Raw genomic sequence first — 12,532 nt, forward strand, 5'->3', positions numbered from 1 at the left:
AACATGTCGAAAAACAATATATTTTCTCTAGTCTGTATGCGGCTGGTTATGGTAATCTATAATGGCGTTTTCTTTCGGAGAAGAAGATTTACAGTGTTATGTACATGTTACAGAGAGGGGAATTCGCTTTGCCTACAGGACGAATTACGATTATTACAGGCCCCATGTTCAGTGAAAAATCCGGCGAATTGATTCGCCGCTGTCAAAAACTAATCCAATACGGGCATCGTAAAGTGATCGCTTACAAACCCGCTGAAGATAACCGCTATGCCGAGGACGAAATAGTAAGCCGGATCGGATATCGGCTGCCCGCTATCTCTATCCCCAGAAAACTCACAGATGAGCTCGTTCAGCGTATTTTACAAGAAACAAAAGATGCCGACGTGGTTGCCTTTGACGAAGTCCAGTTTTTCAGTCGTCATATTATGTCGCTTGTACAAGAGCTAGCTTATTGCGGCAAGCATGTAATTGCCGATGGGCTGAATCTGGATTATCGAGGCAAGGAGTTCGGCTATGTCGGTGGTCTACTCGCCATGGCGGATGATATCGAGAAGCTGACTTCCTTTTGCGCTGTATGCGGTAGCTCGGAAGCAGTATTTACGCAACGTATGGTAAATGGTAAACCTTCCACTGTAGGACCTATTGTGATGATCGGTGACTCTGAGGCTTATGAGCCTCGCTGTCGAAATTGCTTTATACCTCCTCATAAAGTGAACTGCGATTAGTAGACAGATAGATCGACAAGCTGCAATATGCCTACGTGAGTACCAGTTACTTTTTTCTTGCATTTTTTTGGAACGATTCGAACCATTGCCCCGTATATCCGGTTAAGCTGTACAAGTTTTTAGTTTTCGTTTGTATATCATGACCATGAGGTTATCTGGGGGGACGGAATAATGAGTTTTTTCAACAAAATCTTAGCAAGCGCAGGAATCGGTTCAGCTAAAGTCGATACACTGGTAGATCAAGCCGTATATGTGCCTGGGGAAGAACTTAGTGGCATCATGCGCATCAAAGGCGGCAAAATTGATCAGGAAATCGGCAAAATTGACATTGAGCTCAAGACTGAATATATCGTGGAGCACGATGATAAAAAAACTACCACCACCTGCTGCATTGCACGGATCAAGGTATCAGATGGCTTTCATCTACAGCAAGGACAGGAGCTTGAAATTCCTTTTTCCTTCAGATTGCCGTTGGAAACTCCTGTTACTCATGCCAAACAGCCCGTCTGGCTGGAAACAGCATTAGATATTGGCATGGCTTTGGACCCAACCGATCGTGATTCACTCAAAATCGAGCCACATCCCTATATGAATACAGTCTTTGAGGCGGTTCACCTGTTGGGCTTCCGATTCCGTTCCTCCACCTGCGAACGTCACCCTAAGCTGGGACGCGGTGTTCCGTACGTACAGGAATTTGAATTTACGCCCGGATCAGAGTATGCACGTGATATCGAGGAGCTGGAGCTGATTATGCAGTTGGAACCCGAGGGTGTGCATGTGCTTGTAGAAGTAGACCGCAGGGGCAGAGGGTTATCTGGTTGGCTGGAGACTGCCTTTGATATGGATGAGCGTCATGCCTGGTTGAGCTTAAGCCGGGAAGAGCTATCCTATGGACCAGATCACATAGCAGATGCGCTTGAGGAATTGATTGACAGGCAAATTAGATAACAATGTAAAGCACAAACAAAAAAACTCCTAACCAATTTACTGCATCGGTTGGGAGTTTTTATTAATTATAAGAATTTTTTAATGATGGTCCTCAATCGTCTGTATAGACTAAAGTGGCAACATATCCTGTCTTTCCGCCTTATGCTTACACTCTTTGCATACCCCATACAGCGATCCATTGTCATCCGCATAGAAGGTTAATTTGTCTTCTTTTTTACAAAAGGAGCATTTTTGCTTGCCTGTGCCCTGGATAGAGTCAGACAGTCCAAACCCAGTTTGCGCCTGAATACCTGCTGCTTTTTCATTCGCGCGTGAACCGGAAGACACTTTAGACTTAGATTCATTTCCTGTGCGGGATTGTCGAGCGGACTTACGAGGACGAAATTCAACGACATTACTGCCCCGCTGTTCATGCACTTGTTTGTTGCTGCTGCGACTACGCCTTGCTTTAACAATCCAACCCAACGCCACCAACAACACGCCGAAGAACACCCAAGTCAGACTATTCCACATGCTCTCATCCCCGCCTTTGCTTTAGAATCAATTGGGTTAATACCACTAGCCCGTTCAATGCGATGACTTAGCCTATAGCTTTATTCATTGAAATTATACCCGTTATACAGCCTCTGTGCTGTTCATCCGATTGTCTACCCATATAAAAAACGTACCCTCCAGTGCAATATCCGACTCGCCTCTAAGCAAGAAATTGAGCATATTAGGTAAATCATCTTTTCCTAAGGAGTACATTGCCCCGTTTTACAAATTGTACATCATCCTTTTGAAAAACGATAATATCCCCCCCATTGAATTCGTTCTCCTTATCAAAATGCTTACCTACTGCCCAATGGTGAGAACAAAAATGTCCCAGATGGCTACATTACTCCCCTTGATAATAAAAATCAATGAATCTTTTCGTCAAAGGATTAAACTTATCAAAGCGTTTGCGATGCGGTAAAAAGCCTGACTTATGTACTTGTTCTGCTAGTGTTTCTACATGTTCAAATCGCTTGAAAAAGGGCAACGCGAAAGTGTAGATATCTTCAATAATCTCTTGGATCACCCGTTCTCTTTCTGCTTCTGTGGACACAAGGTAATCCCTGTTTCCCGTATATTTCTTGGTGAGAGCAATCAGCTCACTGTGAAAACAAGCCCCAGTACTATACTTCTTTTTTATTCTTTTGGATTCTACGATAATATAAACTTTTAATGCACCATATTTCGTCGCACCAAAACAAATTCCAAATATAAATTCCTTGGTTTCTTTTTTCAAAACTTTTCTGCTTTTCAGATATTTAAAATCATTCAAAAACGGTGTAGCTATGATTTTTTCTATCGCTAACTGACGTAGGTCACTTGCTTTAAGTTCAGTCTTATTGTCCATGATGTCACTCCAACCCAAAGAAGTTCCCACCATTATATCATATCTTTCCAATTACAGATTCCTCATATCTCCACCCTTTAATCACAATATATTAATAAAAAAAGAAAAAAGCCGCTCACAATAGAGCAGCTAGTTCCTCTGAAACATAAAAAGCAGTATACGAATTATACTTTGAATTTACCAATTTGCCCTTGCAGATCCTCTGCCATCGTAGACAGGTTTCTTGCAGATGAAGCAATTTCCTCCATGGACGCCAGCTGTTCCTGAGTTGCGGCAGATACGTGTTGTGTCCCTGCTGCGGCTTCCTCAGCAATCGCTGAAATTTGTCTGACAAAACCAACAATCTCATCTGTACTTGCAGACATTTGTTCTGATCCGGCAGAAACCTCTTCAATTTCACTGGCCACTTTATTTACGGTTTCCTGAATGAGTTCAAAGGATGCGCCTGCATTTTGTACAACTTCACGACCTGTCATGACATCCTTCCCGTTAGACGCTACCGCCTCAATAGCATGGGTAGTATCCTTTTGAATCAATCCCACTAGCTCCGTAATTTGTTGAGCTGAATGAGCCGATTGTTCAGCCAACTTGCGAACTTCGCCTGCAACTACAGCAAATCCGCGACCATGTTCTCCTGCACGGGCCGCTTCAATCGCAGCGTTCAAGGCAAGAAGGTTGGTCTGACTAGAAATATTGGTGATAACATCAATGATCTTGCCAATTTCGTCTGAGCGCTCTCCCAATCCAGCCATGAGATCTGCCAATCCATTCATCGAATCATTCACGGCATTCATCTGCGTAACTGCCTGTTGAATCATCTGGTTACCTTCAGCCGATTTATGGGCCGCATCTTGCGCAGATGCGAATACATTTTGCGCGCGGATGGCGATTTGCTCAACACCGATAGACATTTCCTCAATAGCTTGGGACGATTTCGTCACCATATCTACCTGGTCTCCTGTTCCAGTAGCTACTTCTTGCACCGTTTCGGTTATTTGTGCAGAAGCTTGGCTATTTTGCTCTGCGCTGGCCGTCAATTCTTCTGAGGAAGTGGTTACCAACTCAGTCGTCTTACTCACAGATTGAATCAGTTGACGAAGGTTCTCAACCATGACATTGAAGGAATGTGCCAACGTACTGATCTCGTCCTTGCCCTTCACAATGATAGCTTCACTTGTAAGATCACCCGATGCAATACTTTCAGCAGCACGACTGATCCGCAAGATAGGTTTAGAAATAATTTGGGCTATGATGATTGCCATGATCAATGCTAATATAACGGCTGCTATACTCAAAACGATGATCAATTGTCTCCCTGAAATAAAGTTGTCAACAGCTTCTTTCGTAGTCTGTTTAGATCCATCTGCATTCAATTTAATGAGCTGACTGATCATATCGTTTGAACTATACCATAACTTATAGGACTCTTGATGAAGGATGCTTGATTGAGCATAATCATTAGCTTTACCTGCTTCGATCACTTCAGGCAACTTAGCCAAATACTCCGTATAATTTTTGGAGAATTCTTCGTACATTTCGCGTTCTTTAGGGGTAGCAATTAATTTTTCGTATGTTTTGCGGCCGTCCTCGACCTTTTTTAAAACCTTATCATATTCGGCCTGAACCTTCTCCATTTCCTCTGGGTCACGTTCTACAATAATGTTTAATGAAATCCGCTCTACATCAGATACATCACCATTTAGTGTTCCCAGTATGGTCACACTTGGCATCCAATGGCTATCAATTGCCATCGAAGTGTCACCTAGGTTTTTCATTTTTGAGATAGATACTGTACTAATCACGATCAAAAGGATTATTACCGCTAAAAAACCCAATAACAATTTTGTTCGAATGTTAAATTTCATATATACGCTCCTCAGTTCTCTTTATATTAGATACTATATCGACAAGAAACGACACTTTGTTTATATCAAAATTAAAGAGAATTTCAGAACTGTTTACAAAAGGAAAATTTCCCTTCGTGATGGTTGGTGCAACTGATTCAGGTTTATTTTATAACCTCGTGGAGAGCATTATGTTTTATAATCCCCAACAATTGTACCGTCATATAGGGAGGGAGATGCTGAAAATCTTTATTCACTTATTCCATCAAACTTATAAGTTTTAAAAAAAGGATACCCAGAAACGGGTATCCCTTTATGTTTTACTTCCTAGCAATCACCATAAATCGTTCTGAATTTGTCCTTATTCCTATTTCGGTTTGATTGTCTATAATAAATTGTTGGAGTATTTGAAAATCAATTTCTTTTTCTCCGAAGTTAGAAATAATCGGAGTGTGTTTCAAGAGGAATATTAAGTCAGCAGGAGTCTGATAATATTCGTTTGCATTGAATTCAAATGACTGTATATCGTTAAAGCCCGCATCACTTAATTCGGTAATATATTTAGCTTTTAACGAGTCTTTCTTAGCACCCCATGCCTGTCCTCTTCCAAACGCTTCTTTAATATTTAATTTGTCGTTTTCGCTTACTTGCTGTGTCAGGAACATACCACCCTTTACTAACACCTTTGCTATCTCTTTTGCATAAAAACATGAATGTCGAGAAGAGATTACATTAAAGAAGTTCTCAGGAAAATTTAGATTTTCAGCATCCATCTGGAGAAAACGAACATTTGCTATGTCTGATTCAGCAGAATTCTTGGTTGCTGTTTCAATCATTCCGGTGGAATGGTCAATCCCAACTAGAAGTAATGCAGAATCTGCTATTGATAAAATTGCTTCCCCGCCGCCAGTACCGATATCAAGCAATATATCCGACTTCTTGCATGTCTTCGCCACTTCATTGTAGAAGTCCCATTTTACTCCTTTGGAGATACATTTCACATTGCTGAAATCCCATCCGTTGATTTTTCCAACCTTATCATAAAACTCTTTATATTCTATTGAATTCATTTTTCTTCCACCTTCCAATTAAGGATAAAAACTACGAGTTAGCAGACCGATATCATTCAGAATTTTAGTTTTTGTAGCCAAAAGGATAGACTTCTCCCTTGACGGCTGGTACGCGTTTTTTCCAGCCCGGAAACTAAATACCTCGAACAATACGGAATGACATCCGATTCACCTCATTTGAAAGATTGTTTTAATTATATTTCTTATAGAGCTTGTCGATCAAGCAATAGTTCAATAACAATTCCAACTCTCTCCCTTGGTAGAACGACGACTGATAGCAATGAAATGACGATAATTGAAGAAAACTTTAAATTGTCCAGTTGAAATTGAAAATCGTTCATAAAAAATACCGCTCCTTTACTGGTTCTTGGAAGAACCAATAAAAAGGCGGTATTAGTTTTCTACTATTCAGAAGTTTATCGGTAATCTGGGCGGCTGTTTTGGAGATTAGAAGCCATCCCTGCAATTATCATTGATAAACAAAAATCCCTTGCTTCATCAATCATTCTGACTCTTTCAGGACACCTTATTCTCAATCCGCAGCTTATCTGCCACCATCGCTATGAACTCTGAATTAGTTGGTTTGGACTTGCTGATATTAATGGTGTAACCGAACAGGTGTGAAATGCTGTCGATATTTCCACGGGTCCATGCTACCTCGATAGCATGACGAATGGCGCGTTCTACGCGAGATGCCGTCGTTTTGAACTTTTCGGCGATTGCCGGATATAATGTTTTGGTGATGGCTCCCAAAATTTCGATATTATTGTACACCATCGTAATGGCTTCACGTAAATATTGATAGCCCTTGATGTGAGCTGGTACACCAATTTCATGTATGATGGCTGTGATACTGGCATCCAGGTTTTTCGTCTTACCCATAGGTACTACGTTGGACCGCATGGATGAAATGGTCACCGGACTGCTGCTAACTAACTGCGGTCCCACCAATTGGCGAACACGGTTAGCCAGCACTTCCATGTCAAACGGCTTCAAAATATAATAAGATGCCCCGAGCTGTACGGCCCTTTGTGTAATATTTTCTTGACCGAATGCAGTCAGCATAATGATTTTCGGCTGTGGAGTCAGGTTCATTTCTCTCAAACGCTCCAACACACCGAGACCATCCAGGTGAGGCATAATAATATCTAAAATAAGTACATCAGGTATGTTGCGGGATTCTGCGATGCGTTGGAGCACTTCTTCGCCGTTATAGGCGATTCCTGTAACTTCCATATCCTCCTGATCGGAAATATATTCAGCAAGCAAATTCGTAAATTCCCGGTTGTCATCAGCCAACAATACCTCAATTTTTTGCAATGTACTTCCTCCTCATTGAGTGATATTCCATTGTGATATCTGTTTACAGTATATAAATATTTCTTGTCGGAGTATATGATTTCGACATCGAATTATGAATTCCTTCTGTCGAAAATTATTTTTATTTATTTTTTTTAGAGTTTCTATTATAATTGATTCTTTATCTTGCAATTATGAGTTATTCCCCTGCTTTTCGACAAAAAAATCTTAAGGCCACTAGCTCGCCTTAAGATTAGAAGATGATTTCAAGCTTACGTTATTCTGCATGATTCCTGCATCGCGCAGCATCCATTCGATAAAACAACCGTAACCTGATTTAGGATCATTCACAAATACATGTGTCACAGCCCCGATAAGCTTACCATTTTGGATAATCGGACTACCGCTCATTCCTTGCACGATTCCCCCGGTCTTATCCAGTAGCTTTGGATCTACAATGCGTATCACAAGTCCTTTGGTTGCTGGTTTGTCCTGCTGAGAGATGTGTACAATTTCCGCCTGAAACCGCTGAATTTGTTGACCTTCCAGCACAGTTAAAATTTCTGCCGATCCTTCTTTTACTTCATTCGCAAGAGCCACTGGAATAGGAGTCGAATACAATCCATATTGCGGCTCATCTGACATTTTCCCAAAGATTCCGAAATTCGTATTTCGTTCAATATTTCCTAATACCCGATGATCTTTGAGAAAATGAGCGCGTTTTTCTCCTGGTTCCCCACTTTGGCTTTTCGCAATTGACGTCACATTGGATTGCACAATCTCTCCGCTCCCCACGACAATAGGGGTTTGGGTATTCATATCGGTAATTACGTGACCCAAGGCCCCGTATACACCCTGGTCCGGTGCGTAAAACGTTAATGTACCTACACCTGCAGCCGAGTCCCTAATATACAACCCAAGCCGCCACGCTTTATCATCTTGATCATATGCTGGTGTTAACTTGGTGGAAATGGTCTGCTCCCCTCGACAAAGCGTGATGTCGAGCGGTTTTTTGTTCTTACCTGCTTCGTCTACTGCCTCAGCAACCCTTGCCAGGCTATTGAGTGGCTTGCCGTTCATGTGTGTAATTCGATCCCCTAGGCGAATCCCTGCTGTTTCACCAGGTGACACCTTACGATCATTACTTTCCTGAATGATATGGTGACCGACGACAAGCACTCCTGAAGATTTTACTTTGACCCCAATCGTCTGCCCCCCCGGGTATACTTTTAAATCGGGGACTACACTTTCTTGGGTTGTCCTCATGCTTTTAGAGCCGAACAAATCCAAAGAAGCTTGTGGAGGCAGCGCTGCTTGCACATACTGAGCGTTACCGATAGAACACATAAGAAAAACAAGCAAAAGACCGAGCAATTTGATCCTGGAGTAAAAATTCAATGGCTGTCACGCTCCCTTTGCTTCTTTCGCTTGACGAGTAAAGGTGGTCGCCAATTGCGTACCTATAAGGTAACCTTGCCCCCAGGCTTTTATAACTGTTAAACATTACGCCAGCCGCTCTTTTCAGGCTTTCTTTCCTTCCGCCAAATTCAGCATTTCCTGTGCGTGATGCAATGTTTTTTCGGTAATTTCCACGCCGCCCAGCATCCGTGCCAATTCCTTGACACGCCCGTCCTCCGTAAGTCCCTCAATTTGAGTCATGGTCCGTCCATCATGAACATTTTTCTCAATAAGGTACTGATGATCTGCCATACATGCCACCTGTGGCAAATGAGTAATGGAAAACACCTGACAAACGGAAGATAAACGATATAGCTTCTCGGCAATGGATTGAGCTGCACGACCACTCACCCCGGTATCCACCTCGTCAAAAATGAGTACTGGAATTTGATCATGACGCGCAAAAATACTTTTCATCGCCAACATGATACGTGATAGCTCACCGCCTGAAGCGATCTTACCAAGTGGACGTAGTGGCTCACCTGGATTGGGGGAAATAAGAAATTCCGCATTATCTATGCCTTGCTTGGTAGGTCTTACCTTCAGACCTTTATACTCATATCCGCGTGGATCTTCAATTGGATCAATACGCACCTTGAGTGACGTTCTTTCCATCTGCAGGTCTTTTAACTCCTGCTCCACTTGCTCTGCAAGCTCTTCAGCACAAATTTCACGTGCTTCTGTAAGCTCTTCCGAAATCTCCAGCAAATCGGAAAGCAACTCATCCCGTTTTGCAATGAGCTGCTCCAGCCGCTCATCTTTATTTTCCAGCAGATCGGTTTCCTGCTCAATACGGCTATAGTATTCCAAAATCTGCTCTATACTATCACCATATTTTCGCTGTAATCCGGTAATTTGATTCAAACGTTGCTCCACTTCATGCAGCTTGCCTGGATTAAATTCAATATCCTCACGATAAGAACGTAATTGGAATGCTGCGTCCTCTAACTGGTAAAAAGCAGACTGAATCTGCTCCGCAATAGGCTGAAGGCTTTTGCTGTCATAGCTTTGGACATCGTTCAATCTGGACAATACGTTATTGATCGTATCCAGCCCACCTCTGCCGCTTAGCAGTTCGTATGCCCCTGATATCCCATCCATCATTTTCTCACTATGGGATAGCTTGACCCGTTCCTCTGCCAATAATTCATCTTCTCCCAATTTCAACTCCGCCGCAGCGATCTCTTCTAATTGAAATCGGTACATATCCAAAAGCTGATAAGCCTTTTGACTGGAGCTTTGCAGTTCTCTTACTTCTTTTTCCGCTTTGACAAAAGCATTGTAACGCTCACGGTAAAGCGTTTTGACTGGACCGATCACCGAATCACCGAACGTATCCAGCAGCGCCAGATGGCGATCTGCACGTAGCAGGCTTTGATGCTCATGTTGCCCGTGGATATTGACGAGCTGCTCACCTACCTCACGCAGCATCGTTAAATTAACCATCTGACCGTTAATTCGAGAAGAGCTTTTCCCCTGAACCGTAAGTTCGCGACGAATCAGCAAATGCTCCTCCGCATTGGCCTTAATCCCTTGTTCCTCAAGTGTTTTCCAAACTGGATGTTTTACCGGCAGCTCAAACAAGGCTTCCATCTCTGCTTTATCACAACCGTAACGTACTAGATCAGCAGAGCCCCTACCGCCTGCAATCAGCCCAAGCGCATCGATAATAATGGATTTACCAGCACCTGTTTCCCCGCTCAAGACATGAAACCCTTTATAAAAATGAACATCGACGGCCTCTACGACCGCCAAATTCCGTATAGACAAAGTGACCAGCATCGTTCTTTCACCTCTATGATGTACAAATTAAAACGCCTAATATGCGTAGCCATTATAATTAGGAAATGTAGCCCATAAGACGATTCACGATAGCTTCGCTGTTTTCTTCCGATCGGCAAATAATCAAAATGGTGTCATCTCCGCTAATCGTACCCATAATCTCGGACCATTCAATATTGTCCAATAAAGCAGCAATCGAGTTGGCTGTTCCCGGCAGACACTTCATCACAATCAGATTGGTTGTGTAGTCAATATGCAAAAAGTTATCGACCAACGTACGTTTCAGTTTCTGGGCCGGATTGTAGCGCTGATCTGAAGGCATTGAATATTTATATCTGCCATCGTCCATTGGAACCTTGATCAGCAGCAGCTCCTTGATATCACGCGATACGGTCGCCTGTGTGACCTGAAAACCAGCCTTACGCAATGCTTCAACCAGATCATCCTGCGTCTCAATCTCATGTTGTGAAATAATTTCCCTAATTTTAATATGTCGTTGACCCTTCATATAATCCTCCTATGGATTAACCTTCATATTCCTCTTCTTCGAGGTCTTCCACTAATGTAATAAGGCGAATACTTCGCTCGTCCGTATCAACGTACAATACACCCGCGCAACCCGGATAGAGCAACAAATACGGCATGAGCCTGTCCCGTAAATCAGGACCACTCCACTCCATTGGTTTCTTGCGGCGTGACGTTTTGACCATATATGTCGAACCGTTTCGTACAGCCACGTAGTCTATAAACAAACGGCTATACACGGTATGTCCATTCACTTTAAAAGCAAGCGGTATTTTCATTTTCCCACCCACTACTTCATAACCTGCTTCTTCGAGTATATCTATAGCAGGCCCTTCATCCAAATCCTCGTTAATCGGTATTGTCTTTAGCACAAGCGGCCCTGGCTCCTTCAACCAGGCACGCAGGCTATATAAAGCCCATATCCCTAATATCACCCCGATTACAGCGATGATAATCGTATCATATCTTGTGTCCATGGACCGATCACCTCATGGACATATTCTAGGACAAGATGTAAAATTCCTTTTCCTTTGTACATCTCATTATAGGCGAACGTGAGTTCTATAATCAATCCCTCACACCAAAAAGAGGTTCCCTTAAGTTCACAGAACTCATGGAGAACCCCTGAATGTTACTTACGCGATGGACCATTATTAAAAGTCTGCCCTGCTTCCTGAACAGTACGTTCAATTAGTGGTCTGAAATCCATCTTCTCCAGCTGCGATTCTGCAGCAGGAAGCCCATCCAAACGCCAATGCGCTAAAAATTCAATATTGCCTTCTCCACCTGTAATAGGCGAATAAGCCAAACCTTGCAGCGTAAGTCCAAGCTCATGCGCAAACATCAGAATGGTCTGCAACACTTCTTTATGCGTAGCAGGATCACGGACCACACCGGATTTTCCGACCTTTTCGCGTCCAGCTTCGAATTGCGGCTTGATTAGAGCTACAATATCAGCAGGTTGATGCAATAAGGCAAGCAACGGGGGCAAAATAATACGTAATGAAATAAACGAAACGTCAATACTTGCGAAATTCGGGACAGAACCATTCAAATCCGCAGGTGTCATATATCTGAAATTCGTTTTTTCCATTACGCATACTCGTTCATCATTACGAAGCGACCAATCCAGCTGATTATAACCCACATCAATGGCGTATACGTATTCCGCTCCATGCTGAAGTGCACAATCCGTAAAACCTCCAGTGGACGAACCAATATCCAGCATTGTCCTGCCCTTCATATCCAGCTCAAATTGACGAATGGCCTTCTCTAGCTTTAATCCTCCACGGCTTACATACGGATGCACCGAACCCTTAACTTTAAGCTCGCTGGCGCGTGGTACCTTCATACCCGCTTTCTCTATCCGTTCGCTGTCCGCCAGCACTAGACCAGCCATAATCGCAGCTTTAGCTTTTTCACGGCTTTCAAAAAAGCCTTGTTCTACAAGTAATACATCAATGCGTTCCTTCGGAACAGACATGTTAATCTCCCTTTAGG

12 protein-coding genes are annotated in these 12,532 nt (G+C 42.8%); 2 read left to right on the forward strand and 10 right to left on the reverse strand.

The features are described from left to right. Positions 1-128 precede the first annotated feature (128 nt). Positions 129-725, forward strand: a complete 597-nt coding sequence (locus tag NLX82_RS02655; protein WP_254347456.1) for a thymidine kinase — start codon at positions 129-131, stop codon at positions 723-725. Between the two features lie 171 nt (positions 726-896). Further along, positions 897-1,673, forward strand: a complete 777-nt coding sequence (locus tag NLX82_RS02660; protein ID WP_023989233.1) for a sporulation protein — start codon at positions 897-899, stop codon at positions 1,671-1,673. Positions 1,674-1,781: 108 nt separating this feature from the next. On the opposite strand, the gene NLX82_RS02665 is transcribed toward NLX82_RS02660, so the two are convergent. The 10 genes from NLX82_RS02665 to NLX82_RS02710 form a co-directional block, all read right to left on the reverse strand. Further along, on the reverse strand, positions 1,782-2,186 hold the full coding sequence (locus NLX82_RS02665; protein ID WP_023989234.1) for a hypothetical protein: 405 nt from the start codon (positions 2,184-2,186) through the stop codon (positions 1,782-1,784). 364 nt (positions 2,187-2,550) lie between these two features. After that, positions 2,551-3,105: a hypothetical protein gene (locus NLX82_RS02670; protein WP_233903742.1), complete on the reverse strand. Its 555-nt coding sequence runs from the start codon at positions 3,103-3,105 to the stop codon at positions 2,551-2,553. A gap of 113 nt (positions 3,106-3,218) precedes the next feature. Beyond that, entirely contained in the window at positions 3,219-4,919 is a 1,701-nt protein-coding gene (locus NLX82_RS02675) for a methyl-accepting chemotaxis protein (RefSeq protein WP_254347457.1), read from the reverse strand. A gap of 299 nt (positions 4,920-5,218) precedes the next feature. After that, complete coding sequence (locus NLX82_RS02680; protein WP_023989237.1) at positions 5,219-5,968, reverse strand: class I SAM-dependent methyltransferase; 750 nt, start codon at positions 5,966-5,968, stop codon at positions 5,219-5,221. Positions 5,969-6,484: 516 nt separating this feature from the next. Further along, the gene (gene spo0A / locus NLX82_RS02685) at positions 6,485-7,288 is read right to left on the reverse strand and encodes a sporulation transcription factor Spo0A (protein ID WP_023989239.1); all 804 of its coding nucleotides are present in this window, start codon (positions 7,286-7,288) and stop codon (positions 6,485-6,487) included. Positions 7,289-7,504: 216 nt separating this feature from the next. Then, on the reverse strand, positions 7,505-8,665 hold the full coding sequence (gene spoIVB, locus NLX82_RS02690; RefSeq protein ID WP_254347458.1) for a SpoIVB peptidase: 1,161 nt from the start codon (positions 8,663-8,665) through the stop codon (positions 7,505-7,507). A gap of 123 nt (positions 8,666-8,788) precedes the next feature. Further along, positions 8,789-10,507 (reverse strand): DNA repair protein RecN, encoded by a 1,719-nt coding sequence (recN, locus tag NLX82_RS02695; protein WP_023989241.1) that lies wholly within the window; start codon positions 10,505-10,507, stop codon positions 8,789-8,791. 58 nt (positions 10,508-10,565) lie between these two features. Further along, positions 10,566-11,015 carry a transcriptional regulator AhrC/ArgR gene (gene ahrC, locus NLX82_RS02700; protein ID WP_013310809.1) on the reverse strand — a complete coding sequence of 150 codons (450 nt, stop codon included), beginning with the start codon at positions 11,013-11,015 and terminating at the stop codon, positions 10,566-10,568. A 16-nt stretch (positions 11,016-11,031) separates the two neighbouring features. Next, positions 11,032-11,508 carry a hypothetical protein gene (locus tag NLX82_RS02705; RefSeq protein ID WP_028540597.1) on the reverse strand — a complete coding sequence of 159 codons (477 nt, stop codon included), beginning with the start codon at positions 11,506-11,508 and terminating at the stop codon, positions 11,032-11,034. A gap of 155 nt (positions 11,509-11,663) precedes the next feature. Beyond that, a complete protein-coding gene (locus NLX82_RS02710; protein ID WP_023989243.1) occupies positions 11,664-12,515 on the reverse strand; it encodes a TlyA family RNA methyltransferase in 852 nt (283 codons plus the stop codon). Positions 12,516-12,532 lie beyond the last annotated feature (17 nt).

The organism is Paenibacillus sp. A3M_27_13, from assembly GCF_024213315.1.
Classification (GTDB): domain Bacteria; phylum Bacillota; class Bacilli; order Paenibacillales; family Paenibacillaceae; genus Paenibacillus; species Paenibacillus polymyxa_B.

Excerpts from the sequence above, each read along its gene's own strand:
- NLX82_RS02665 (WP_023989234.1), bottom strand. The coding sequence starts at position 2,186 with ATGTGGAATAGTCTGACTTGGGTGTTCTTCGGCGTGTTGTTGGTGGCG.
- NLX82_RS02705 (WP_028540597.1), bottom strand. The coding sequence starts at position 11,508 with ATGGACACAAGATATGATACGATTATCATCGCTGTAATCGGGGTGATA.
- NLX82_RS02675 (WP_254347457.1), bottom strand. The coding sequence starts at position 4,919 with ATGAAATTTAACATTCGAACAAAATTGTTATTGGGTTTTTTAGCGGTA.
- NLX82_RS02660 (WP_023989233.1), top strand. The coding sequence starts at position 897 with ATGAGTTTTTTCAACAAAATCTTAGCAAGCGCAGGAATCGGTTCAGCT.
- recN (WP_023989241.1), bottom strand. The coding sequence starts at position 10,507 with ATGCTGGTCACTTTGTCTATACGGAATTTGGCGGTCGTAGAGGCCGTC.
- NLX82_RS02710 (WP_023989243.1), bottom strand. The coding sequence starts at position 12,515 with ATGTCTGTTCCGAAGGAACGCATTGATGTATTACTTGTAGAACAAGGC.
- NLX82_RS02680 (WP_023989237.1), bottom strand. The coding sequence starts at position 5,968 with ATGAATTCAATAGAATATAAAGAGTTTTATGATAAGGTTGGAAAAATC.
- ahrC (WP_013310809.1), bottom strand. The coding sequence starts at position 11,015 with ATGAAGGGTCAACGACATATTAAAATTAGGGAAATTATTTCACAACAT.